This window comes from Kiritimatiellia bacterium, from assembly GCA_026417735.1.
Taxonomy (GTDB): Bacteria; Verrucomicrobiota; Kiritimatiellia; order PWTM01; family PWTM01; genus CAACVY01.
Genome location: JAOACR010000023.1, coordinates 118,949 through 142,040 on the forward strand (window position 1 = coordinate 118,949; position 23,092 = coordinate 142,040).

At 68.2% G+C, this 23,092-nt stretch carries 22 protein-coding genes; 8 read left to right on the forward strand and 14 right to left on the reverse strand.

What is annotated here, in order from left to right:
* The first annotated feature begins 119 nt into the window (after positions 1 to 119).
* The 3 genes from N2652_12070 (at position 120) to N2652_12080 (ending at position 3,562) form a co-directional block, all read left to right on the forward strand.
* Complete coding sequence (locus N2652_12070) at positions 120 to 890, forward strand: glycosyltransferase family 2 protein (GenBank protein MCX7819922.1); 771 nt, start codon at positions 120 to 122, stop codon at positions 888 to 890.
* A 79-nt stretch (positions 891 to 969) separates the two neighbouring features.
* Entirely contained in the window at positions 970 to 2,283 is a 1,314-nt protein-coding gene (locus N2652_12075; protein ID MCX7819923.1) for an alkaline phosphatase family protein, read from the forward strand.
* Between the two features lie 40 nt (positions 2,284 to 2,323).
* Positions 2,324 to 3,562, forward strand: coding sequence for a 3-dehydroquinate synthase (locus tag N2652_12080; protein ID MCX7819924.1), 1,239 nt, complete (start codon positions 2,324 to 2,326; stop codon positions 3,560 to 3,562).
* A 147-nt stretch (positions 3,563 to 3,709) separates the two neighbouring features.
* Here the strand turns inward: N2652_12080 and N2652_12085 are convergent, their stop codons facing one another.
* The 3 genes from N2652_12085 to ssb all read right to left on the reverse strand — a co-directional run bounded on the left by N2652_12085 (position 3,710) and on the right by ssb (position 8,380).
* The gene (locus N2652_12085) at positions 3,710 to 6,967 is read right to left on the reverse strand and encodes a hypothetical protein (protein ID MCX7819925.1); all 3,258 of its coding nucleotides are present in this window, start codon (positions 6,965 to 6,967) and stop codon (positions 3,710 to 3,712) included.
* A gap of 15 nt (positions 6,968 to 6,982) precedes the next feature.
* Positions 6,983 to 7,507 carry a nitroreductase family protein gene (locus N2652_12090; protein ID MCX7819926.1) on the reverse strand — a complete coding sequence of 175 codons (525 nt, stop codon included), beginning with the start codon at positions 7,505 to 7,507 and terminating at the stop codon, positions 6,983 to 6,985.
* Between the two features lie 402 nt (positions 7,508 to 7,909).
* Positions 7,910 to 8,380 carry a single-stranded DNA-binding protein gene (gene ssb, locus N2652_12095; GenBank protein ID MCX7819927.1) on the reverse strand — a complete coding sequence of 157 codons (471 nt, stop codon included), beginning with the start codon at positions 8,378 to 8,380 and terminating at the stop codon, positions 7,910 to 7,912.
* A gap of 277 nt (positions 8,381 to 8,657) precedes the next feature.
* On the opposite strand from ssb, the gene N2652_12100 reads away from it, so the two are divergent.
* Together N2652_12100 and N2652_12105 are read left to right on the forward strand one after the other, a co-directional pair.
* Complete coding sequence (locus N2652_12100; protein MCX7819928.1) at positions 8,658 to 9,344, forward strand: response regulator transcription factor; 687 nt, start codon at positions 8,658 to 8,660, stop codon at positions 9,342 to 9,344.
* Positions 9,344 to 11,182, forward strand: coding sequence for an ATP-binding protein (locus N2652_12105; protein MCX7819929.1), 1,839 nt, complete (start codon positions 9,344 to 9,346; stop codon positions 11,180 to 11,182). Before N2652_12100 ends, N2652_12105 begins: the two co-directional genes overlap by 1 nt.
* Here the strand turns inward: N2652_12105 and N2652_12110 are convergent.
* Positions 11,179 to 12,339 (reverse strand): DNA topoisomerase IV subunit A, encoded by a 1,161-nt coding sequence (locus N2652_12110; GenBank protein ID MCX7819930.1) that lies wholly within the window; start codon positions 12,337 to 12,339, stop codon positions 11,179 to 11,181. The genes N2652_12105 and N2652_12110 overlap by 4 nt on opposite strands.
* A gap of 174 nt (positions 12,340 to 12,513) precedes the next feature.
* Between N2652_12110 and rpmE the strand changes: the two genes are divergently transcribed.
* The 3 genes from rpmE to prmC all read left to right on the forward strand — a co-directional run bounded on the left by rpmE (position 12,514) and on the right by prmC (position 14,759).
* Positions 12,514 to 12,723: a 50S ribosomal protein L31 gene (gene rpmE, locus N2652_12115; protein MCX7819931.1), complete on the forward strand. Its 210-nt coding sequence runs from the start codon at positions 12,514 to 12,516 to the stop codon at positions 12,721 to 12,723.
* A 69-nt stretch (positions 12,724 to 12,792) separates the two neighbouring features.
* Positions 12,793 to 13,890, forward strand: a complete 1,098-nt coding sequence (prfA, locus tag N2652_12120; GenBank protein ID MCX7819932.1) for a peptide chain release factor 1 — start codon at positions 12,793 to 12,795, stop codon at positions 13,888 to 13,890.
* On the forward strand, positions 13,887 to 14,759 hold the full coding sequence (prmC, locus tag N2652_12125) for a peptide chain release factor N(5)-glutamine methyltransferase (GenBank protein MCX7819933.1): 873 nt from the start codon (positions 13,887 to 13,889) through the stop codon (positions 14,757 to 14,759). Before prfA ends, prmC begins: the two co-directional genes overlap by 4 nt.
* Positions 14,760 to 15,318: 559 nt before the next feature.
* Here prmC and N2652_12130 read toward each other — a convergent pair.
* From N2652_12130 to N2652_12175, 10 genes are read right to left on the reverse strand one after another with little or no spacing between them, the layout of a single operon-like run.
* A complete protein-coding gene (locus N2652_12130) occupies positions 15,319 to 15,561 on the reverse strand; it encodes a zinc ribbon domain-containing protein (GenBank protein MCX7819934.1) in 243 nt (80 codons plus the stop codon).
* 5 nt (positions 15,562 to 15,566) lie between these two features.
* Positions 15,567 to 15,881: a thioredoxin gene (gene trxA, locus N2652_12135; GenBank protein MCX7819935.1), complete on the reverse strand. Its 315-nt coding sequence runs from the start codon at positions 15,879 to 15,881 to the stop codon at positions 15,567 to 15,569.
* 55 nt (positions 15,882 to 15,936) lie between these two features.
* Positions 15,937 to 16,140, reverse strand: a complete 204-nt coding sequence (locus N2652_12140; protein MCX7819936.1) for a DUF2892 domain-containing protein — start codon at positions 16,138 to 16,140, stop codon at positions 15,937 to 15,939.
* Complete coding sequence (locus N2652_12145; protein ID MCX7819937.1) at positions 16,137 to 16,616, reverse strand: DUF302 domain-containing protein; 480 nt, start codon at positions 16,614 to 16,616, stop codon at positions 16,137 to 16,139. Before N2652_12145 ends, N2652_12140 begins: the two co-directional genes overlap by 4 nt.
* Before the next feature lie 24 nt (positions 16,617 to 16,640).
* The gene (locus N2652_12150) at positions 16,641 to 16,814 is read right to left on the reverse strand and encodes a DUF6132 family protein (GenBank protein ID MCX7819938.1); all 174 of its coding nucleotides are present in this window, start codon (positions 16,812 to 16,814) and stop codon (positions 16,641 to 16,643) included.
* The gene (locus tag N2652_12155) at positions 16,811 to 17,104 is read right to left on the reverse strand and encodes a hypothetical protein (GenBank protein MCX7819939.1); all 294 of its coding nucleotides are present in this window, start codon (positions 17,102 to 17,104) and stop codon (positions 16,811 to 16,813) included. The genes N2652_12150 and N2652_12155 overlap by 4 nt, the downstream gene beginning before the upstream one ends.
* A complete protein-coding gene (locus tag N2652_12160; protein ID MCX7819940.1) occupies positions 17,101 to 20,313 on the reverse strand; it encodes an efflux RND transporter permease subunit in 3,213 nt (1,070 codons plus the stop codon). Before N2652_12160 ends, N2652_12155 begins: the two co-directional genes overlap by 4 nt.
* A gap of 3 nt (positions 20,314 to 20,316) precedes the next feature.
* The gene (locus tag N2652_12165) at positions 20,317 to 21,360 is read right to left on the reverse strand and encodes an efflux RND transporter periplasmic adaptor subunit (GenBank protein MCX7819941.1); all 1,044 of its coding nucleotides are present in this window, start codon (positions 21,358 to 21,360) and stop codon (positions 20,317 to 20,319) included.
* Between the two features lie 38 nt (positions 21,361 to 21,398).
* Complete coding sequence (locus N2652_12170; GenBank protein ID MCX7819942.1) at positions 21,399 to 22,733, reverse strand: TolC family protein; 1,335 nt, start codon at positions 22,731 to 22,733, stop codon at positions 21,399 to 21,401.
* Complete coding sequence (locus tag N2652_12175; GenBank protein MCX7819943.1) at positions 22,730 to 23,068, reverse strand: metalloregulator ArsR/SmtB family transcription factor; 339 nt, start codon at positions 23,066 to 23,068, stop codon at positions 22,730 to 22,732. Before N2652_12175 ends, N2652_12170 begins: the two co-directional genes overlap by 4 nt.
* Between the last annotated feature and the right edge of the window lie 24 nt (positions 23,069 to 23,092).

Consider the following 23,092-nt stretch of genomic DNA (forward strand, 5'->3'; position numbering starts at 1 on the left):
GCGACCGCGTTGCGGCGCGCCAGAGCGTTCGCTACAGTCCGCACGCGCGCCACGATACCACGCGGCGCACGGCGCGTGCAAACGGCCGGCCGCCGCGGCGGCACGCGCCGGTGCAGAACATGGATGTTCGGCTGTCCATTGTCGTGCCCGCCCGCAACGAGGAGCGGCGTCTCGGCCGGATGCTGGATGCGTACCTGCCGTTTTTTCGGGACCGCTACGGTGATGCGGTGGAGTTCATCATTGTGGTGAATGGCTCCACCGATCGCACCGCGGAGCTCGCCCGCCGCTATGCGGCCCAGTGGCCGCTGGTGCGTGTGATCGAGGAGCCGCGGCCGATCGGGAAGGGCGGCGCGGTGATGGTGGGGTTCCGCGCCGCGCGCGGCGAGCGCATCGGGTTCGTCGACGCGGACGGCGCGACCCCCCCCGAGGCGTTCGAAGACCTGCTGCACCACTTTGACGGCGCGGGCGCGGTGATCGCGAACCGCTGGGATCCACGTTCGGACATCCTCCGCCAGCCCTGGACGCGGCGGCTCGCCTCGCGGGTGTTCAACGCAATGGTTCGCCTGCTGTTCGGTCTGCACACCACCGACACCCAGTGCGGCGCGAAGGTGCTCACTCGGCGGGCGGTCGAAGACGTGCTGCCGCATCTGGGCATCACGCAATGGGCCTTCGACGTGGACCTGCTCTTCCAGCTGCGGCGGCACGGCCATCGCATCGTGGAGGTGCCGACGGTCTGGCGAGATGTGGGCGGTTCGCACGTGCGGGTGGGCAAAACGGGTCTGGAGATGTTCATCGCGGTGGTGCGACTGCGGCTGATCTACTCGCCGTTCCGCTGGATCGTGCGGGTATATGACCACACGCTCGGGCGGGTGATCCGCCACCGCGTGTGAGCCGCCGCGCCGGGGGCGTGAATCTCGCCGATGGATCGTGTAGGCTCCGACCGGGCAGGTCGCGGCGCAGAACGCTCGTATGATCCAACATCGTCTCGTGATCGTGGACATGGCCGGGCTGGGCTGGGACCTAGTCCGATCCGCGCCTGAGCTCGCCGCACGCTACGGGCTGACGTTTCGGCCGCTCGAAACGGTGTTCCCGGCGCTGACCTGCCCGGTGCAGGCGTCGTTTCGCACCGCTGCGCATCCGTGTTTTCACGGCATCACCGCGAATGGCTTCTACGCGCGGCGGCTCGCGCGGGCGTTTTTTTGGGAACAGTCCGCCGCGCTCGTGTACGGCCGGCGCATTTGGACTCGCTACCGCGCGGCAGGACGGCGGGTCGGCCTGCTGTTCTGGCAGCACAGTCTCGGAGAAGAAGCGGACGTGGTGCTCTCGCCGCGCCCGGTGCACCGACACCACGGCGGTCTGATCCCGGACTGCCACTCCGTTCCGGAAGATCTATATGCGCGATTGCGCTCGGAGCTCGGCCGGCCGTTTCCGCTGCACCACTACTGGGGCCCGCGCGCGTCGCTGGAGTCCAGCCGCTGGATCGCGGACGCCAGCTGTGCGCTGATGGAAAACGAGGAGCTGGCGCCGGACCTTTTGCTGGTCTACCTGCCGCACCTCGACTACGACCTGCAGCGCTTTGGCCCGGATACTCCCGAGGCGCGCATGGCGCTGGAGAAGGCGCTGGCGCTGGTCGGTCAAATCTGGAGCAGAGCGCGCGAGGTGGACGCGGACGTGTTGCTGTTTGGCGATTATGCGATCGCCCCCGTCACCGGTGCGCCGATCTACCTCTCGCGCGAATTCCGCCGCCACGGCTTGTTTCGAACGCGCCGCGTGAAGGGCCGGCTCTACCCGGATATGTTCGATAGCCGCGCGATCGCGCTGGCAGACCACGAAATCGCGCTGGTCTACGCGCGCAGCGATGAGGACGCGCGGGCCGCCCGCCGCCTGCTGGACGAACTGGACGGCGTCGGGCTGGTGCTCGACCCCGCAGCGCAGCGCGAGCTGTGCATGGACGAGCCGCTCGGGCCGGATCTGGTGGCGGTCGCCGAGCCCGGGCGCTGGTTCGCGTACCCCTGGTGGGACCAGCCGCGCGAGGCGCCGGACTTCGCCGCCCACGTGGACATCCACGCGAAACCCGGCTACGACCCCTGCGAGCTGCTGCCCGGCCGTTGGCCGGGACGCATCTCGATGGAGCCCGAGCAAATCCGCGGCACCCACGGCCGTGCCGGCCGGGAGCGGATGGTCGCATGGGCCGCGAGCTTCGAGGTGCCCGGTCCGCCGCGCGACCTCCTCGACCTCGCCCGGGCGGTGGAGACGCTGCTCGGTAGCCGCCCCCCCGAATGAGTGCGTCCAATCTCTTACCGCAAGCGGAAGATGAACTGCCGTGAGAACCGGTGGTGATCGCAACCCAACGGCTGCCCCGCGGGGCCGCCGAGCCGAGAGGGAGCGACGGCTGAACCAGCGAATCGTGGTCCGCTTCGACTACCCCGTCTGGTTCACCCGCGGCGTTTTCCGCCCGGGCCACCACCGGCTCCTCGAGGCGATCACGCACAGGGAACCCGATCGCCGTCACCGCGTGGCGGTGTTTGTGGACTCCGGCGTCGCCGCGGCCTGGCCCGCGCTGACGCAACAGATCAGCGCCTGGGCCGAGCGGCACTCGGCGGCGGTGCGGCTTGTCGCACCCCCCCGCGTCGTTCCCGGCGGCGAGACGATCAAGTGCGACCTTGGCATGATCCAGGACCTGCTGCATTTGATCGCGCGCAGCGGCCTGTGTCGCCACTCGTTCGTGATCGCAGTGGGCGGTGGAGCAGTGCTTGACGCGGTCGGCTTCTGCGCATCGCTGGTGCACCGGGGTCTGCGCATGATCCGGCTACCCACCACCGTGCTGGCACAGAACGACGCGGGCGTCGGCGTGAAAACCGGCATCAACACCGATGGCGGCAAGAACACCGCCGGCACGTTCGCGCCACCGTACGCGGTCATCAACGATCTCGATTTCTTGCGTACGCTGCCCGACGAGCACTGGATCGGCGGCACCGCCGAAGCGTTCAAGGTCGCGATCCTGAAAGACCGGGCGTTCTTCGAGTATCTGGAGGCGAACGCGGCGGCGATTCCGCGCCGCGACGAAACGGTGATGGAGCGACTGATCGTCCGCTGCGCAGAGCTTCATCTGGAGCACATTCGCACCGGCGAAGATCCCTTTGAGACCGGCGCGGCGCGTCCACTCGATTTCGGCCACTGGGCGGCGCACCAGCTGGAGACGCTGAGCGGATACCGCGTCAGTCACGGTCAGGCGGTGGCCACTGGGATCGCGCTCGACACGCTGTACGCGGCACGGCAGGGATGGATCGCTGCCGCCGATGCAGACCGCGTAGTCGCCGCGCTGCAGCGCGCGGGTTTTCCGCTTTGGCACGCGGAACTATCCCAACGGCGCGCGGACGGCCGTCTTGCGCTGCTCGACGGCCTGGAGACGTTCCGCGAGCATGTGGGGGGCAATCTGTGCTTGACGTTCCCCAACGGCCTCGGCGCGCGCCGAGAAACCGGGAACGTCGACCCCGCACGGATCGCCGACTGCCTCGAGGAACTCCGGCGCCGCACCACCGCCGCCCCGCGGCCCGTGTGAGCGGGGGCGGCCGAACGGCTCTTCCCGAGCGGCACATCGTCGGAGAGGGACCGGGTCGCGGGTCGGCCCCCCGCGCGAGACGTTGAGGTTCAAGCCTTGGAAGCCCGGTCGGCCAAGTCGTCCAAGGCTTGGAGAGGAACGGTGTGATCAGGGAGAAAGCTCGACGTGCCGTTCGGCGGTGCGGTTGGAGGCCAGCTCGCGGACCCGGACTGTCCAGCGGCCCGGCGTATCGTTCGGCGCCGTCTCCAGCTGCAGATCGAGTACCCCGTCGCGCGCACCGTACCAGCCGGTTCCTTCCGCTTCGCGCCCCTCCGCATCGAGCACGTCTACGCGCAGCGGCACAACTGCCGCCAGCGGCTGACCATCTGCATCCACCACCCGCACGCGGAAGGGGGCGCGTTCGCCGCGGCGGACGATCGCCGGACCCTCGAGCGTGACCGCGGCGATCGGCCGATCGGTGACCATCACGATTCTGCCCCCGGCGGCCTCCAGGTTCACCGAAAAACGCAGCTCACCGTCGGTGCGTGTCAGCGGCACTTCCGCGTGGGCGAGCAGGTCGTACGCGCGGCCGTCGTTTCGGCGGAGGCGAACCTCGGCGGAGTCGGGCCGGCCATTTTCCATCACAAGACCATGACGACCGACATAGTCGCCGAACGCGCGGCGGTCGTTGACCAGGAAGATGTAGTCCGTCGTGCGGTGTCGGCGCAGACGCGGGATCACCGTAGGGGAGGTGGTGAAGAGGCGGCGCCGGTAGCGGTCGCCGAGCTCGCGGAGCAGGTGTTCGCCAAGGCGGATCAGCGCGGCCTGGTCCGTGTCGGCGCGGCCGCTACGTTCGAGGATAGGCAGCCGGATATCCGGCGTGATGCCCGGCGCAAGGCGCTCATCGCCCACCACGATGCCACCGCGGCGCTGAAAGGCGACGATGCGGGCGGCGACGCCCGTGGTCAGCACGTCGCAATCTGGCAGCAGCAGCAGCCGGTAGCGGTCCAGGCCATCGCGGAGCACGGTTTCATCGTAGAGGATGTCCGCCTCGATGTGGGCCCACGTCATCGCGTGCCAGAGATCGGCGGCCCAGCCGCGTCCCCATCCGTACGTGCCGCGGCCCGCGTACCACATCTGCGCGGCAAAGCTTTCCAGCAGCGCGGCATCCCGCGGCGCGTCGCCAATCTCGAGCAGCGCAGGACCGAGCGGCTCAACGACCCCGCGGAGCAGCTCTCGCAGCGCGGTCTGGGTGCCCGGATGAGTGTGCCGGTAGGCCCCCCGCTCCTCGGTCGGCACGATCGCCTGCCAGCCGTGGTACATGATGCCGGCGACCGGCCGCGCGATCTTGCACCAGAACGCAATGCGGAGATGGTCAGGGGAGATGGTGAGGAACTTCGCGTCGGGATCGGTGTCTTCCCACGGCGAGAGCGCCGCCGCGCGCGCAAGGTCAGCGGTGTTCGCGGGCGCCGTCTGCGAGCGGTACCAGAACGCCTGCGTCATTTTCATCACGCGCGTCGGACGCGGTGCGCCGGCGGCCATCGCCAGGAGCTCGTCGGCGGCCAGGCCGATGCGGATCGGATCGGGGTTGGAGTAGGTCCAGTGCGAGAGCACGTCCACGTCGCCGCCGCTCCCCCACACGCTCGCGACTCGGACGGCGGGATCGTGGAACGTCCAGAAGCCCGCTCGCACGCCGCCCTCGCGCAGGCCGCGCGCGACCGCGGTGTTCAGCGCGTTCCAGCCATCGCCGTGCTTCCACCACCAGCGGAGAAAGGCGAGCGTCGGCTCCTCGTCCGGAACCAGGCGCAGGGGCGGAAAGCCCGGCACCTGATCCCATCGGCGGCCGCTTTTCGTGTGGTTGGTCGGAACCGTGAGAAAACCGGCCTGGCGCGCGGCCTCCCGATCGTGCGGGTGATAACAGATCGTCGCGGCGTCGCGCACCTCGCTGTGCAGCAGCGCCCCCTCGAAGGCGGGGCAGTCGCCCCACGCGCGCGCGACGGCCCGGCCGACGCGCCGGCAATAGTCGGCCATGCCGGGGGCGGCGGCACAGACATTGGGCCGATTGGTGAGCGGTCGGCCGGCGGGATCCACGCGCACACGTGACGGATCGTCCTTCCATACCGAGCCGGGCGAGAGCGACGCGATCAGGCGGAAGTCGTCCGCGAGCGCGACATCGAGCATGTGTCGCGTCAGCGCAACGCGCGCGGGCGCGACGGGCGGAGCATCGTCAGGGGCCGCCCAGAGCGCCTTTGCATCCAACGGGATGCCAAGACAGTGTGTAAAGCCGAGGTCCCGAAGGCGGGGCAGCTCCTTCAACACGTTCTCCGGCGAGTAGATCCCCCACATCACCACCGGCATCCGCGGCGGCCGGCGTGGAACGATCCGTACGACGAGATTCGTCTCCGCGAGTGTCGGTGCCGAATCGGCCAACCGCGCGCGCGCCGTTATCGGGTATGCGTCCGGCCGCCAGTTGGTGGGAACCGGGACCGGCACCGTCCGAACGCCGCCGGGTTCCAGCGCGGCCACGTCCACCGACACGTTTGAATCAAACGCACGCACCTCCACGCGAATCGAACGCACCACGACGAGCCCCCAGTTCGTCAGCGCCAGGCGCACCATTGCGTTGCTTTCCCCGCGCACGAAGACCCGGCGCTCGCCCGGCAGCGTCCCCAGGCCAAGACCGGTGATCTCGGGCAGCCCGTGAGCCAGCCGGACCTGCGCAATTCGTCCGGGAAAAGCGTAGTAGTCACTTCCGAGCCGGTCACCGATCGCCAGAGGGCGGTCGTTAGGGGCAACTCCGCCGCGCTCCGGATATGTTTGGCGACCTGCCGGCGAACCGTCTACAAAGAACCAGCCGGTACCGCGCCCATCGTACGCAAACAGGATCTGCCGCCACCGGCCCGCCGCCAGTTCCACCGGTTCGGAAGTCCAAGACTGTGTCTCCCTACCGAACCCCAGCCGTGCGATCAGCCGTCGAGCACCGGTTCGCTCCGGCGCGGAGATCACCAACTGGTAACCCGTGTGCGTCGCGTACTTTTTATCCAGCAAAAACACTTCGCCGACGTTCGTCACGCCAGGGGCGGGAGAGATCCACGCCGCGATAGCGAATGGGCCCGGCGGCGAGAGCACGGGATCCGCCGGAGCCAATGCACCTCCCGGAGTGGAGCGATCCGGCGGACCACGGCGGGGCACGAGACAGCAGCCCAGCTGCTCGTCGTTGACGATCTCCCCCCCTCGCAGGGAAAGCCGTAGGCCGTGCGGTCCCTCGTCTGCGAGCGGATCCTCCGCCCGCACCAGCCAACCGGCGACCGGCGACGCACCCGTGAGGTCGATCGGTGCCGTCGCCAAGACCGGGACAGCCCTAGTGGTGCACGCGAGCCAGAGCATCGCAGCATGCACAACAAAGGGGTACCGGTCGCGGTTCATCGTCGATCTCCCACCTCAGCGCAGCTGTTCCTCGTGCAGCAGGTCGGCCAGCGGACGACGAGGGGGGGAGACCGGCTCCTCCGCTGGCCATCCGATGGGCAGTACCGCGACCGGCCGTTCGCGGTTGCGCGCGCCAACAAGTTCGGCCACCGTGCGTTCGTCGAACGCGCCGATCCAGCAGCTTCCCAGCCCTAACGCGGCCGCCGCCAGGTGTGCGTGAGCGCAAGCGATGGTAGCGTCCTGTACGGCGTACAGCTCGGCGCCGCGCTGCCCGTACCTATCGCAGTTGCGGGCAGGCGCAGCAAGAAACACCAACACCACCGGTGCCTCCGAGATGAACCACTGTTCGAACGCGGCACGCGCCAGAGCCACCCGCCGGGAACGGCTGCGAATGATGACGATCTCAAAGGCCTGTCGGTTGCCTGCGGATGGCGCCTGTCGGGCCGCCTCAAGCACCTGCGTCAGTAAAGCAGGTGGCACCGCCTCTGGTCGGAACCGTCGGACCGATCGGCGCTGCGCAAACACTTCGAAAAGGTCCATGGTTCGTTCACTTTATCGGCTGCGGCACCGCCCGCCAATCTCGAAGGGCGGCAACCGGCTCTCCAACAACGTCCAACGACGGCGCCGCCAATTGATAACACCCTCACGGACAAGCAATCGGGAATCCCGGCAAGCTGGCGCCACACTCTCGCGTGCTTGTCCGCCGGCCACCACGAGGCCGCGCCTCCTGCGGGCTTTATTTGGCGATCCGCGTTCTCGGCCACGCTCAAACGGCACAACTCCGGCTCGGCGTGATGCGGCCCGCGTTGGAGCGCGCCCTCCAGCCAGCCGGCGGTCGCAATAGCTGTCCCGGCGCACCGCCCCTTTGTAGGGGTGGGGATACACCTAGCACCCTAGATTGCCGTGGAATGACGCCGGACAAGAGCACGAGCAGCGCCTTCTTTAGTTGCGAGGTGTCGGCGGACACGTCGCTGGGGTTGCGCCCGAAGAGCGCTCACGGGTTGCAGCGGCTGGCGCTGGAACGGAGCCGGTCAACGCGGACGCCATCTGTCCGGCGGGATTCGCCCCACCGTTATGCTTGGGACGATCCAGGAACTGCACCCTTTCCGCAACCACCCGCAGTCGGCTGTGAGAGCGACCCTGCTCATCCGTCCACTGGTCGGTCGCCAGCCGTCCTTCGACCAACACGCAGGCTCCTTTGCGGAGATAACGGCCGCAGGCGTCGGCGCTACGCTGCCAAACGGTCACGTCCACAAAACAGGTGCGCGTGGTCTCCCGCCCCTCAGCGGTGCGGTGACGCTCATTGATCGCAACGCCGAGATCCGCGACCGACATGCCGTTGCCAGCGGTGCGCAAGCGGGGATCGCGGGTGAGTCGACCGGCCAGCACCACGAGGTTCATCGTTGTCATCATCGCATCCTTTCGCTTTGGCGCTGACCGTAATGGCCGGCGCCACCGAACGATGGAAGGCGCAGCGCCGGAAAATTTCCGCGGCGGCGTCATCACCGCCTTCCGCCCGCCCCCGGAAGACAGACCGATGGTGCGGAAGCCGGTTGACAGGTTCCCGGTCAAATCGAATGCTCACAATTACCAAACAAGAGGTTGATCGGGCCGGGCGCACGCTAGATTTGGCCCGGTTCGGATCAGACCCCGACAGGAACGAACGTGAGCCGGCCACTTCGCAGGGCGTATGGCGAGAGAACACATTCTGGTGGTAGAAGACGACGAGGACATCCAGGAGCTCCTTCGCTACAACCTTGAGCGAGAGGGCTACCGCGTGACGATCGTCGCGGATGGCGACACCGCGCTGCAACGCGCCCGAGAGGGCGGATTCGATCTGGTGTTGCTCGACCTGATGCTGCCGGGCGTGGACGGAATGGAAGTGGCGCGGATGCTGCAGGCGGACGGGCGCACCTGCACGCTGCCGATCATCATGCTGACCGCGCGGGGCGACGAGAGCGACATCGTCTCCGGCCTTCGGCTTGGCGCGGAGGATTACATCACCAAGCCGTTCAACACGAAGGTGCTGCTGGCGCGCATTCGCAACGTGTTCCGCCGGCGGCAGCGCTTGGCGATGAGCGACGAACCGATCGCGGTGGGTGACTTCCGCATCCATCCGGGTCGGCGCGAGGTGACGATCAAGGGCAAGCCGGTGGAACTGACGGCGACCGAATTCGGGATTCTGAGGTTCCTCGCGTCGAAACCGGGATGGGTGTTCACCCGAGACCAGATCGTCGACGCCGTGAAGGGGACGGATTATCCCGTCACCGCCCGTTCGGTGGACGTCCAGATGGTGAATCTCCGCCGCAAGCTGGGACGGTATGCGGAGTGGCTTGAGACAGTCCGGGGGGTGGGGTACCGTTTCCGTGAGAGTTGATGCCCTCGCGAGGGATTCTGGTCCGGTTGCTCGTGCCGCTCTGCGCGGTTGCCTCGCTTGCCGCTTTGCTGACGGGGTGGTGGCTGGCTCGCGCTCTCCAGCGACTGCATGAGGAAAATGCATTCCAGCGGCTGATTGCGGAAAGCCGATATCTCGAGTCGCTGTTTTTTTCTGATCGTTTTGACCGCCCGGACGTTTCGGCGGCCCGTGATTTGGTCCGTCTCGCGCGCTCCATTTCGACGGACACGCACGTGACGGTGATCGGCCCCGACGGCACGGTTTGGGCGGACTCTGCGGCGAATCCTGCGCAAATGCCACCCCACGGCGGTCGCCTCGAAGTGGCCGCCGCTCTTGCTGGCCAGATTGGCCGTGCAGTGCGCCAGAGTGACACCACGGGCGTGAAGATGATGTATGTGGCCCGACCTCTGCAGCTGGGCGGGCGTGTGATTGGCGTACTGCGAACTGCGATCCCGCTGACCGTATTGGAAGGAGATTTCCGCGCGGTTTCTCGCCGTCTTGTTGCGGCAGGCGCCGCGCTGTTACTGGCGGTGATGGCCACCGCCGCCGTGATCGCGGTTCGTCTGCAGCGGCCGCTGGCGACGCTCACGACGGTCGCCCGCGCCCTCGCGACGGGCGATCTTTCGAGCCGGGCACCTCGTTCGGGCTGCGCTGAGACGGACACGCTGGCCGACGCGCTCAACCACATGGCCGCGGAACTGCAGCAACGGATCCTTCTGGCGGAGTCTCAACAGCGCGAAATGGAGACGATGCTCGAGAGTCTCACCGAGGGCGTGATCGCGATCGACACCGCCGAGCGGTTGCTGTTCGGCAATCGTCGCGCGGCGGACATCCTCGGTACGCGGCTGCGACGCGGCGCCGACCTCCGCGAAACCGTCCGGCTGGTGGAGCTCCAGCAGATCCTCGTCCGAGCGCTGCGCGAAGGTACGGCTGCCGAGGCGGGCGTCTCGCTGACCGATGGGCGGACCCAGCGGTTCCTCCACGGCCGGGCCGCCCCGCTCACTGACCCCGTCGGGGGGATCCGCGGCGCGGTGATGGTGTTGAACGACCTCACCGAAATGAACCGGCTGCTGACGCTGCGGCGCGAGTTCGTAGCGAACGTCACCCATGAGTTGCAGACGCCGCTGACGACGATTCGCGGCTTCCTTGAGACGCTAACCGACCCGCAGCGACCCTCGCCGGAAGATCAGCAGCGCTTCCTGCAGATTGCACTGCGTCAAACGCGGCGGCTCCAGCGACTGGTGGAAGACCTGATGGAGCTGGCGCGTTTGGATCAGGCGGCAGAGCAGTCGGTTTTGCGGCCGGTGCCCACCACCAGCGGCGCGATTGCGAACGATGCCGCCGAAGCCTGCGCCGCGCTCGCGGCCGAGAGAAACATTCGCATCGAGGTGCGCGGCCCGCCCGATCTCGCCTTTCAGGCCGACGCTGACCTCGTCACCCGGGCGCTCGTCAACCTTCTCGACAATGCGATCAAGTACAGTCCGCCGGGCGGAACCGTGGAGCTGGCATGCCGTCCGGAGGACGGATTCATCGTCTGGAGCGTGACGGACCACGGGCCCGGTATCGAGGCGGTGCACCTGCCACGGCTGTTTGAGCGCTTCTACCGCGTGGACAAGAGCCGCAGCCGCCGCGAGGGTGGGACTGGCCTGGGCCTTGCGATCGTGAAGCACATTGTGCTCGCACACGGCGGGACGGTCGGCGTGGAGAGCGAAGTGGGACGGGGCAGTTGCTTCTGGTTTCGACTGCCCCGGACGCCGACCTCGCCGAACGCAAGCCGACTGGCGGACGGCACGGTCGGCAGCGCCGCGGCGCAGAGCTAGGGCAGAAAGTTTTGGCGCTTCAGCTTGTCGGGCAGATAGACCTCCATCACGTGGTTCAGACCATGCTTCGCGAACGCCTGCTGTTCCACGCGGACACCCATCTCCAGCATTTGGGTCAGCGCGGCCTGCCAGGGAGGGTGATGCCGGATGAAGGGGTCGTTCTTCAGCGCGTCGCGCGCGCGCTTCACGTCGGCCTCTTCGAGCGGATGCGTCGCGTCCTCGAGATCGTAGTCCAGGATGTCCTGCGGCGTCACGCCGAGATAGCGCGCCTGTGGCACGCAGAACAGCCGGTTGATGTGCGCGGCCTGACCGCTGCCACACTTCAGCGTACGGTAGATGTTGCAGTAGCCATACGGATCACCGTCGGTGAAGGCCAACACGGGTAGCCGCGTGGCGTCGGCCAGACGGCGAACAAACCGGCGGCATGCGCGGGTGGGTACCCCGCTCATCGAGATCAGGATGCACCGGGCAGCTTCGTACCATCGATGATGCACGAGGCGCTGAAACAGCGAAGCGGTTTCGACCACCAGCACCCATTTCGCCCGGGTCTCAAACTCTAGATGTTCCACCCGCGACGGTATGCTCCAAGCGCCCGTGCCCAGCTGCGTGCAGTCAATCCGGATCGGCCGGCCGCTGCGTGGGTCGCGGTCCACCACCACCAGCGGACCGCACACCTCGCCGCCGCGCTCCTCCGGAATGTAGCCGAGCACCTCACGGTTGACACCCAGCATCGCCTCGATGTCGTCCAGAAGGCTGTCGCTTTCGCTCTGGTTTTCAAAGCGGCATTCGCCCCAGCTCTTGCTGTTGTAGTAGACCTCGCGCTTGCCCGCGATATCGTCGCGGTCGAGCAAGTCCAGCTTCGTGGTCGCCAGCAGCCGCATGGACTGCGCAAAGGTCTTCACAGTGCCGACCGACAGGGTACGCGTCGCCATCCGGCCCAGCATTTCCAGATGGCCGGTCTTCGGATCGTATCGCACGTTCGAGAGCGCCCGCACCGGGAATCGCAGCTGCGGACGACGGTGACGGCGCAGGATGTCATCGCGAACCTCCGCGGCGACGCGCACGATACGGCGCGCAGCCTCCGCGCGATCGGCCGCGGTGACTTCGCCACCGGCCGGCGGTGACAGCGTCCGGGACGACCTGGATCTTCGGCCCATTGGAGCACCTCACTCGATGAGCTCCACAGCCTATCGGCTTTTCGCGCACGCGCCAGCCGGACCGCCTTGCCACAGCTCGGTGGCCCGCCGCTGACCGCGCTTGCCGGTTCAAGGCCGCGGCAGTAAAGTGAACGTTTGCGCCGGTGCAGCCGGTCGCAGCAGCTGGACCTGACCATGAAAAAGGATATTCACCCAGAGTACGGGCCCGCGACGATCACCTGTGCCTGCGGCAACCGAGTGGAAACGCGCTCCACCGTGCGGGAAATGCACATCAACACGTGCTCCCGCTGCCATCCGTTCTTCTCCGGCCAGGCGAAGTTGATCGACACCGAGGGGCGCGTGGACCGTTTCCGCAAGCGCTACGGTACGGCGAAGACCAGCTAGCGCTGCGGTTCCGACCGGGGCCGGGCGGGGCGTGTCGGCAGCCCCGGCGGCCCCGGCCCGTTTTTGGCGATGATTCCCGAGCATCTTCTGCAATCGCTCCGCCGCCAGCGCGACGAGCTCGCCGCCGAGCTCGGCCGGCCCGGCGCCGCCACATCGGCCTCGCGTTACCGCCGGCTCATTGCCGACCACGCGCGCCTGCAGCGGATCTGCGAGCTGGCCGAACGGCGGGACGCGCTGTCGCGGGAGCGCGACGAGGCGCGCCGGCTGGCCGAGGACCCCGCCGGTGAGCCGGAACTCCGTGAGCTGGCGACCGCCGACGTCGAGCGGCTCAGTGGACAACTGGCGGACACCGAGCGCCAGATCGTCGAAGCCATGGCGCCACCGCCCGAGTCGGACGAGCGCAACGTGATCATGGAGATCCGCGCCGGCACCGGCGGGGAGGAGGCGGCGCTGTTCGCGGCCGACCTGTTTCGAATGTACTCCCGTTACGCGGACCGGAAAGGATGGCGGGTCAGCGTGCTGGACGTCAGCGCCTCGGACATCGGCGGCTACAAGGAGATCATCTTTTCCGTCGAGGGTCCCGGTGCACACGGCTGGCTCCGTTTCGAGAGCGGCACACATCGCGTGCAGCGCATACCGGTGACCGAACAGCAAGGACGCATTCACACGTCCACCGCCACCGTCGCGGTGCTGCCAGAAGCGGAGGAGATCGACGAGATCGCCATTGCACCCGACGAGATCCGGATGGATCTGTTCCGGGCGTCTGGTGCGGGCGGGCAAAAGGTGAACAAGACCGAGTCCGCCGTGCGCCTCACCCACCTGCCGACCGGCATCGTGGTGCAGTGTCAAGATGAGCGGTCCCAAACGCGTAACAAGGAGAAAGCGATGCGGGTGCTCCGCGCCCGGTTGCTGGATTTGAAACTCCGCGACGAGGCCGCACGGCGCTCGGACGCTCGCCGCGCGCAGATCGGCAGCGGCGACCGCAGCGAGCGCATCCGCACCTACAACTTTCCGCAAAGCCGCGTCACCGATCACCGCATCAATTACACCACCCATCGGCTGCCGGAGATTCTCGACGGCGACCTCGACGAACTGATCGGTGAGCTGCGGCGCCGCGACCACGATGAGCGGATTCGACGCGCGCTGGAGGAGCTGGTCAGGACATGACGGCCCGCGGGGGGCGGACCGCGCTCGACGCGGCGCGTGAGCTGACTCGGAGGCTGGAGGCGGCGGGGCGTGCCGAGCCAGCGGCGCTTGCGGAATGGGCGGTCGCAGCGGTGCTCGGCGTCGGCCGCGCGACGTTGCGCGCGGGGCTCGCGCCGACCCCGTCGGCTGGCGCGGTCGCGCAGTTGGACCGCATCGCCGCCCGCCTGCTGGCGGGTGAACCGCTTGCCTACGCTCTCGGCTGGGCTGAATTCCTGGGTCGGCCCTTCGCGATGGACGGCCGCGCGATGATTCCACGCCCTGAAACCGAGGAGCTGGCCACACTCGTGCTGCGGGAGGCACTGCCCCCCGGAGCGGTCGCCGACGTCTGGGACATCGGCACCGGCAGCGGCGTGCTCGCGATCACTTTCGCTCTCGAGCGGCCAACCGCGCGCATCACCGCGACCGATCTTGACCCTGCCGCACTTGATCTCGCCCGTGCAAACGCCGCACGACATCACGTTGCCGACCGCATCCGCTGGATCGCCGCAGATCTCTTCGGTGACGCCGGTACGGAGGTGGCGGACCTCGTGGTCTCAAACCCGCCCTATGTCGCGCGGTCGGACCTTTCGCGGCTCGCTCCCGAGGTCCGGGACCACGAACCCCGCATCGCGTTGGACGGCGGCCCGGACGGCCTCGAGGTGATCCGGCGGCTGATTCCGGCCGCATTCACCGCACTACGCCCCGGCGGGCGGCTGTATCTGGAAATCGGCGACGCGCAAGGAGCCGCCGTGCTCGAGCTCATGACCGCGACCGGCTTCACCGCAACCCGCCTGCTCCGCGATATGTCCTGCCACGGTCGCTTTGCCACCGCGCAGCGGCCCGGCCGGTGATCTCCGACATCTCTGCCGCCATCCGGTTCACCCTTCCCCGCCTCGATCAACTCTGAGGCCGTGCGTAAGCAAGATTCCGCTCGAGGCCTGGCGCGGGGACGGTACGCCGCGTCGAACCCGCGAATCACCTTCCCCACAGGGCCGCGCAAATGCCGGTTACTTAGAGAACGGAAGGTTGTGCCTACCGCTGGCGCCAACCTCACCGCAGGCTCTCAACCATCGTTGCCGGGAATACCCACCTGTGTTACCGCATCTGTCATCCGCTGCGCGCATCTGACGCGAGCGGTACCGTGTGGTGCCGTCTCACGGAGCGCGTTACACTACCCTCAACGCACACCGTTGAACGGGTTCGGCGCACTCCCAACGGTCAAACCATCGGCGGCGAGACAACTCTGATCACACGCCTGAACTCTTTCACTGGCAAGGCCTCACCATAGCGATCCTTTCCGTCGCCGATGGTAGAGGTCAGGCACCGCCGGCCGTCATCCATCGGGGCGCGAAAGGAACGCTGCAGCGGTGGCGCGCTGCCCCAGAGCGTTGGCACGTTGCGCCAGCGGTCTCAGCCCAGCGGACAGGTGCCGCCGGCACATCCACCGCTGGCACAGGGCGAGCTGGGCAGCGGACAGGCTCCGCCGGCGCAGCCGGAGGGCGACCCGGTCCGCACAGCGGCGGTGAATGTGGAGTACTGGCGCATCAGCGCCGATGAGCCGCACTTCGGACATCGCGGCCGCGGGTCGGACTCCCGAACCAGCAGCTCCGCCTCCGCACCGCATTTGCGGCACTTGTACTCGTAGAGCGGCATCGGCCTCAGGCGCTCGTGATCACCTGCTGCAGTTTCGCCTCACTCTGCACGCCAATCAGCTGCTGCACGACCCTGCCGTCCTTGAACAGAATCAGCGTGGGAATGCTCCGCACGTTGAAGCGAACCGCAAGATCTGGCTGCTCATCTACGTTTACCTTGGCGATCTTCGCGGGCGCAACGGCGGGAGCCAGCCGCTCGAGAATCGGCGTCTGCATGCGGCAGGGGCCGCACCAGGGCGCCCAGAAGTCGACCAGCGTCACGCCCGTCGCGATGGTGTTGTCAAAGTTCTCCGTTGTCAGCTCCAACAGTCCTGCGCTCATGTTCGATGTCCTTTCCTCTCCATGTTCCACAAAAGAACCGGCTCGGCCAAGCCGTTCAACCTTGACGCTCCGTTCGGAACCTGCCCGTGCGCCGCAGCAGCGTTTCGGCGGGGCAAAATCCGGTGAATGCCGATTGCACGAGGTTCACGGCGACGAACACCACCACCAACAGCCACGCCTCATGAACAAGGCGGCTCAACACGACACCGGCCAGCACGAGCGTCCCCGCCAGCACCCGAATGGCCCGCTCCACCGTCATCGCCGCACCTCCGTCTCGGATGCCGCCCGAACAAACGCCGCCTGCTCGCGCGCGACCGGGCCGCCCATCACCCGCGCGATGGTTCCGCCCCAAAGGCGTCCAATCAGCGCGGCGTTCATCGTACCGATTTTCACACCGCTGGCGGTCTCATACACCGCGATTGAACACGGCATCAGCGTGGCGACGACGCGCGCCCGCTCGTCGCGCAGCACTGCGGCGGCGTGGTCGGCCCGGCAGAGCTTGATCACCCGGACCGGCCGTCCCGGATCGCCCCCGTGCCGACGGATCGTTTCATCCATTGGCAGCACCGAGGAAACGACCCACCCGGCCCGGACGGCCGCATTGGTGATCGCCGCAACGGTCTCCTCCAAACCCAGCGGGCTTTCGGTCTCCCGCAGCATGAGGCGAGGGGTCAGTGTCCCCGCGACGGCGAGAACCGCCAACGCCCCCGTCAGAAATCCGCTCCACCATCTCATCGTTCCGATCCTCCAACCGGCCGGTCAGCGGGGCGGCGCGGCGAGCATCGCGCCCAGCAGCGCCCAGACGATCATCGCGGTCCACGGGTTTGAGGTCAGCGGGCAGCCACCGGTGCGGCACCCGATGAAGCGGTAGACCGTCCATCCCAGCGCGGCTCCCGCCGCCGCGCCCATCACGATTCGGAGCGCGCCGCTCATCCGAGCATCTCCTCCACGGGCAGCACGAACGCGCGGACCCCCTCGCCGGGATAGAGCGTTGCCCGGAACGCCTCGACCGCTGCCCGTAGCTCAACCAGCTTCGGGTCCTCGACGACCGTAAAGATCATCACCGAGCGACCGGGGAACAGCGGCGTGCCGAGCCGCCGGCCGGTGGTGCCCTCGCCGATCACACCGCGGAACTCGGAATACGCGTGGACCTCGTGGCTGGCGATGAGCCGCCGCAGGTCGTCCTCACGGCCCTCCGGACCAATCAGCACCAGCATTTTCATTGGGGCACCTCCCCGCGGTTCCCGCCGACGTCTCCGCCGCGGACCAGCGCGTACGCCACCGGGATCACCACCAGCGTGAACAGCGTGGACACCAACAGCCCGAACATCAGTGCCCACGCCAGACCGCTAAAAATCGGATCAAACGTGATCGGCCAGGCACCGAGCAGCGTGGTGCCGGCGGTCAGTGCGATCGGGCGCATGCGTACCACACCGGAATCCAGGATCGCGTCGCGCAGCGTCGCGCCGCGCGCGACCGCACCCCGAATGAAGTCAATCAGCAGCACGCCGTTCCGGATCACGATGCCGCCGAGCGCGATCATGCCGATCATCGCGGTCGCAGTGAAAAACACCGGGGTGTCGAAGCCGCCGACCGGCCGGGCGACGATCGCATTCAGCAGCGTGAAGCCCGGCATGATCCCGATCAGCGTCATTGGAATTGCGAGCATCACGACCACCGGCATCGAGTAGGAGCGCGTCTCGTAGACCAGCAGCACGTAGATCGCCAGCAGCGCCGCCCCGAATGCGAGGCCGAGATCGCGGAACACGTCGAGCGTGATTTTCCATTCGCCCTCGCCGCGCCAGTTCACCTGGATGCCGCCGGGCAACGGGTTTCGTTCGAAATGGCGCTGCAGCGCGAGCACCGCGTAGGCGGGACCGCGGCCGGCGACCTCGGCGGTGACGTACACGACCCGCTCCTGGTTCTTGTGGAAGATGGCCGGCGGCGCGACCGTTTCGCGAAACCGTCCCAGCTCGCCGATTTGCACGATCTGCCCCATGCCGCCCTTCACCGGTACCGACGCCAGCCGCGCCGGATCGCTGCGCAGTTCGCGCGGCAACCGCAGCACGATCGGCCACTCGTTCTGCTCGGCCGGCTCGTGCAGCACGCCCGCCGGCGCCCCGTGCAGCGCCATCGCGAGCGTCTGCGCGATCGCTTCGGTCGACACACCGTTCAGCGCCGCCTTGTCGCGATCCACTTCGAACACCAGCTGCGGACGGGCCGCCTCGGTGGTATCATCCACGTCCACGACGCCGGGTTCCTGTTCCATCCGCTGGCGGACAATTCGCGCGGCCGCGATCAAGTCCTCATAGCGATGCTCCGGGCCTCCGTACACCTCGGCGACGAGCGTCGCGAGCACCGGCGGACCTGGCGGCAGTTCGATCAGTTGCAACGTCGCCCCGGTCCGCCGTGCGATCTCCGCCAGCGCGGGCCGCAACCGCAGCGCAATGGAATGGCTGTCCGCGGCGCGCTTCGTGCGATGCAGCAGGTTGATGCGGACGTCCGCCAAATGCGGAGCGCGGCGCAGGTAGTAGTGGCGGACGAGGCCGTTGAAGTCCATCGGCGAGGCGTCCCCGACGATGGTCGTGAAGTCGCGCACCTCGGGGACGGTGCGCAACAGCTGTTCCACCTCGCGCACGACCGCATCGGTCGCCTCCAGCGTCGATCCCTCGGGCAGGTCCACCACCACCTGCAGCTCGTTCTTGTTGTCGAACGGCAGCATCTTCAGCGGGACGACCTCCAGCGCCAGCCAGACCGATCCGGCAAACAGCAGCGCGACGAGGCTCAGCAGCGCCCACGCGCGGCGACGCGAGTCCACAAACGGCGCAAGCAACCGGCTGTAGAACCGCCAGGTGAGCCCCGCCCGGTTGACCGCCTCCGACCCCGGCGACGCAGTGGTGTGACCGGCGAGAAGCATCTTCGAAATCCACGGGGTCACGGTCGCCGCAACCAGCAGCGAGGCGAGCATCGTCAGCGGCACGTTCAGCGCCATCGGCCGCATGTACGGGCCCATCATGCCAGTGATGAAAAACATCGGCAGGAACGCGACGATCACCGAGAGCGTCGCGAGCGTGACCGGCGGCAGCACCTCCACAACCGCGGTCTGGATCGCGTCGTCCGGCGGCAGGCGCCGGCGCTGAAGGTGGCGGTAGATGTTGTCGACCACCACGATGGGATTGTCCACCAGCAAACCGAGCGCGAGGATCAGCGCAAATAGCGTGACCCGGTTGATCGTGTAGCCCGCCAGCAGGTTCACCAGCAGCGTCAGCGAGTAGGTGATCGGCACGGCGAGCGCAACGATCGCGCCAACCCGCCAGTTCATTCCCAGCGCGATCAGCCCCACCACCGCAATGATCGCCTGGCCGAGCGAACGAACCAAGTCGTTGACCTTGTCGTTCGCGGTCGCGCCATAGTCGCGCGTAATCCGGATGCCGACGTCCTCCGGAATCAGCGAGCCCCGCAGCGATTCCAGCGTGCGCTGAACGTCGCGCGAAACCCACACCGCGTTGCTACCCTTCCGCTTCGCCACCGCGATCGTCACGGCCGCGTACTCCGCGCCGACCGGGTGTGCGCCGTCGGCCGGGCCAAAGCCGATCCTCGAGTAGGAGCGGGGTTCGTCGGGTCCGTCCACCACCTCCGCAACGTCGCGCAGGTACACCGGCCGGCCCGCATGCACGCCGACCATCAGGTTGCGGACCTCGTCCGGCGAACGCAGGAACGGGCCGACCTCCACGGGAATCTCACGGTTCGCCCGCTGCATCGAACCGGCCTGAAGATGGTGGTTGGAGACCTTCAGCGCGCCGGCGACCTCCAGCGGCGAAAGCTGATGCGCCGCGAGCCGGTCGGGGTCGAGCCGCACCTGTACCACGCGCGGCTCGCCGCCGTGCAGCGTGATCCGCGCGCTGTTGTGCACATGCTGAAGCTTCGCGGCGACCTCCTCGGCGAGACGGTACAGCTCGTGCGTGCCGTAACGATCCGAGTAGAGCGTCGCCGCGACGATCGGCACATCGTCAATCTCAACCGGCTTCACGACCCATCCCGCAACACCAGGTGTCGTGCGGTCAATGTTCTGGAAGATCTTGTTGTAGAGCTTGATCAGGCTTTCTTCCCGGTCCTCGCCGACGTGAAAGCGGACCGTCACGACCGCCTGGCCCGGCATGGACATCGAGTACACGTACTCGACTCCGTCAATCTGGTAGAGCAGACGCTCCAGCCGCGACGCGACCCGTCGCTCGATCTCTTCCGCGCTGCCCCCCGGATAGGAGATCAGCACATCGGCGAGCGGTACGACGATCTGTGGCTCCTCCTCGCGCGGCGTCGCCATCAACGCGACGAAACCCGCCGCAAGGCTGATCACCATCAGCAGCGCCGACAGGTGCCCCTGCAGAAAACTCCGGACCAGTCCGTCTCCCCGCTCACCATTCGCGGACATCGCTCAGCCCTCCGCGCGCAGCAGCACCACCACGTCGCCATCGTCGAGGCCCGAAAGCACCTCGATCTGGCCGTCCCGCCCCACGCCCGTTCGCACCAGCCGGCGCACCATCCGGTCACCCCGGACCACCCGGACGTATTCCAGTTGGCCCACCCGTTCCACCGCCCCCGCCGGCACCCGGATGCGCTCCAACGGCTCGGTCGGCACGATCAGCCGCGCAAACGCGCCGGGCTTGAGCCCCTCCGACTCCGCCAGCCGCACCTTCACGCGCTGCGTGCGCGTCGCCGGATCCACCTCCGACACGATTTCCGACACCGTCCCGCGCCGACAGACCGCGGGCTGGGCGAACTCCACCTCCACCTCCTGGCCAACACTCAGCCGCTCCACCAGCCGCATCGGCACCGCCGCTTCCACCCGCATCCGGCGGGGGTCATACACCGCCAGCAGCGGCATGCCCGGCGACGCGAGGTCTCCGGGCTCCACACGCCGGTCGGTGACCACACCGTCCATCGGCGAGATGATGCGGGTGTAGGACAGCATCACCTTCGCCCGTTCGAGCTGCGCACGGGCTGCCTCGCGCGCGGTTTCCGCAGCCAGCAGCTGTTGCTCCGTCGCCGCGTTGGAGTCGAACAGGCCCTTCGTGCGCCGATATTCCGCCTCGGCCTGGCGCAGCTGCGCCTCCGCGGCGGCGACCTGCTCGGCGATCTCCCGGTCATCAAGCCGGATCAGCTCCTGCCCTTCGCGCACCACCGCGCCCGCCCCTACCAGCACCTCCCGCACGTGCGCTGGGACTTTCGCGCTCAGCGTCGCCTTCGACTCGGATTCCACTGTCGCCGGCACCTCCACCCAGCCGGGCGCACGCACGCGGGCGACGCGCAGCGTCACCGCTCCCGGGGGCAACGGATCGCCCAGCGGGGCCGGCGCCACACCCGGCGCCACGTTCTGCCCACAGCCACCGGCCGACCACACCACCAGCGCGACGAGTCCCGCCGCTCCCAGCAGCGGCTTCCGAGCCGCCGCCAACTTCGAGATCCACCGTGTGTTCATCGCCAACCTCCCTTGCATGCCGCCACCGTCGATATTCCTCACCGCGCGCCGCCCCGTGCCGCAAACGCGGCCGCCAGCCGTCCCTGCGCCCGCTCCACGTTCGCGAGCGCGATCCGGTGGTCGTACAGCGCGGCGACGTGACGGCTGCGAATCGACGCCTGCGCCACTTCCGCGTTCAACAGCTCCGCGAGGTCCGCGGCGCCCTGCTCGTACCGCGCGCGCGCAATGCGCAGCGCTTCGTCCGCCGCGGACGCCGCCCGTGTGACCACCTTCAGCCGCTCCGCCGCCTCGCGGGCACGGATCACCGCCTGCCGCAGCTCGAAGCGCAGCTGGTCCATCGTCCGTCGCGCTTCCGCGTCCGCCGCGCGCACCTCCGCAGCGGCTTCCTCCACCGCGCCGCGCCGACGAAAACCGTCAAACAGGTCGAGCTCCGCAACAACCCCCGCCAGGTAACTGCGTTCGAAGCCGTCGACGTCCTCCGCGTCCCAGTCGCTCGACGCGAATGCGCTGAGCGTTGGACGGAACTCCGCGCGCGCGCGTCGCGCAGCGGCGCGACGCGCGTCTGCTGCCGCGGCGACCGCACGCGCGGCGGGATGGTCCTCCAGCGGCAGGTCGTCCCGCAGTTCACCCTCGGGCTCTACCGTCACCTCGCCGCGCTCCGGAAGCCGCTCGGGCGAGGCCAGATCGCGCCCGATCGCGGTATTCAGTGCGGCGATCGCCAGGCTGACGGCGTTGCGCGCGCGCACCAAGTCCTCCCGCGCCTCGCTCAGCCGCACCTCGATCGACAGCACGTCACCACGGATCGCCGCGCCGCGGGCCTCGCGTTCCCGCGCAATCCGCAGGCTCTCCTCCAGCGACGCGACCTGCGCGGTCTGCACCCGCTCGAACTCGCGCGCCTGCAGCGCGCCGTACCAGGCGCGCGTCACCTCGTAGGCGAGCTGGTTCCGCACCGCCTCTGCGGCCGCCTCTCGCGCACGCGCCATTGCGGCGGCCGCCTCGACGCCTGCCGCGCGCCGTCCGAAGTCCAGCAGTCGCCACTTCAGCCCGATCGAGAGCCGCGTGTTGCCGGTGTCGTCCGGATCGTTCGGATCGAACGCGGGATCGCGCATATCGAGCGCACGCTGGTTGAGCGCCATCATGAACGCCTGCGGCGGATTGTCGGTGCGAGCATGCTGAGCGGACACGCCCACCATCGGCCACCCGGCGGACCGCGCCTGTCGCAGCGCCGCCCGCGCGGCGATCACCCGCTCCTCCGCCGCCGCCGCGTCTGGATTGTGCTCCAGCGCGGCCCGGATGCACTCTTCCAGCGTCAGCGCACCAGCCGGCATCGCCGCCGCCATCGCGACTGAGATCCAACACGCCGCCACTGTCATCCCGCACCTCCTTTCGCCCCGGCCGCTCCCGCGCAACAGACGCACCGCACCAGTTTCTGGATCCGCTCGTCCCCGATTCGGTACCGCACCCGCCGTCCGTCCCGCACCGCGCTCAGCGCACCCGCGCGCCGCAGCTGGTTGAGGTGCTGCGACGTCGCCGCCGGCGACTCGCCCACCGCCCGCGCCAGTTCCCCGACCGACGCGCCCCGCCGGTCCCGCAGCAGCTCCAGCAGCTTTAGCCGAACCGGGTGCGCGATCACCCGCAGCAGGTCCGCGACTTGCTCGAGCGTCGCCGCCGGGAGTCCGCCGCACGACCATTCGCGTCTGTTGTTCATAGTCTCAATATATCATGAGTATTT

Bases quoted from the DNA above. Each gene is read 5' to 3' on its own strand.
- N2652_12110 (MCX7819930.1), bottom strand. From the start codon at position 12,339: ATGGGCCGAAGATCCAGGTCGTCCCGGACGCTGTCACCGCCGGCCGGT.
- trxA (MCX7819935.1), bottom strand. From the start codon at position 15,881: ATGAGCGCAGGACTGTTGGAGCTGACAACGGAGAACTTTGACAACACC.
- N2652_12175 (MCX7819943.1), bottom strand. From the start codon at position 23,068: ATGAACAACAGACGCGAATGGTCGTGCGGCGGACTCCCGGCGGCGACG.
- N2652_12170 (MCX7819942.1), bottom strand. From the start codon at position 22,733: ATGACAGTGGCGGCGTGTTGGATCTCAGTCGCGATGGCGGCGGCGATG.
- N2652_12090 (MCX7819926.1), bottom strand. From the start codon at position 7,507: ATGGACCTTTTCGAAGTGTTTGCGCAGCGCCGATCGGTCCGACGGTTC.
- N2652_12155 (MCX7819939.1), bottom strand. From the start codon at position 17,104: ATGAAAATGCTGGTGCTGATTGGTCCGGAGGGCCGTGAGGACGACCTG.
- N2652_12075 (MCX7819923.1), top strand. From the start codon at position 970: ATGATCCAACATCGTCTCGTGATCGTGGACATGGCCGGGCTGGGCTGG.
- prmC (MCX7819933.1), top strand. From the start codon at position 13,887: ATGACGGCCCGCGGGGGGCGGACCGCGCTCGACGCGGCGCGTGAGCTG.
- N2652_12165 (MCX7819941.1), bottom strand. From the start codon at position 21,360: ATGAACACACGGTGGATCTCGAAGTTGGCGGCGGCTCGGAAGCCGCTG.
- N2652_12105 (MCX7819929.1), top strand. From the start codon at position 9,344: ATGCCCTCGCGAGGGATTCTGGTCCGGTTGCTCGTGCCGCTCTGCGCG.
- N2652_12160 (MCX7819940.1), bottom strand. From the start codon at position 20,313: ATGTCCGCGAATGGTGAGCGGGGAGACGGACTGGTCCGGAGTTTTCTG.
- N2652_12140 (MCX7819936.1), bottom strand. From the start codon at position 16,140: ATGACGGTGGAGCGGGCCATTCGGGTGCTGGCGGGGACGCTCGTGCTG.
- N2652_12070 (MCX7819922.1), top strand. From the start codon at position 120: ATGGATGTTCGGCTGTCCATTGTCGTGCCCGCCCGCAACGAGGAGCGG.
- N2652_12100 (MCX7819928.1), top strand. From the start codon at position 8,658: ATGGCGAGAGAACACATTCTGGTGGTAGAAGACGACGAGGACATCCAG.
- ssb (MCX7819927.1), bottom strand. From the start codon at position 8,380: ATGATGACAACGATGAACCTCGTGGTGCTGGCCGGTCGACTCACCCGC.
- N2652_12130 (MCX7819934.1), bottom strand. From the start codon at position 15,561: ATGCCGCTCTACGAGTACAAGTGCCGCAAATGCGGTGCGGAGGCGGAG.
- rpmE (MCX7819931.1), top strand. From the start codon at position 12,514: ATGAAAAAGGATATTCACCCAGAGTACGGGCCCGCGACGATCACCTGT.
- prfA (MCX7819932.1), top strand. From the start codon at position 12,793: ATGATTCCCGAGCATCTTCTGCAATCGCTCCGCCGCCAGCGCGACGAG.
- N2652_12145 (MCX7819937.1), bottom strand. From the start codon at position 16,616: ATGAGATGGTGGAGCGGATTTCTGACGGGGGCGTTGGCGGTTCTCGCC.
- N2652_12150 (MCX7819938.1), bottom strand. From the start codon at position 16,814: ATGAGCGGCGCGCTCCGAATCGTGATGGGCGCGGCGGCGGGAGCCGCG.
- N2652_12085 (MCX7819925.1), bottom strand. From the start codon at position 6,967: ATGAACCGCGACCGGTACCCCTTTGTTGTGCATGCTGCGATGCTCTGG.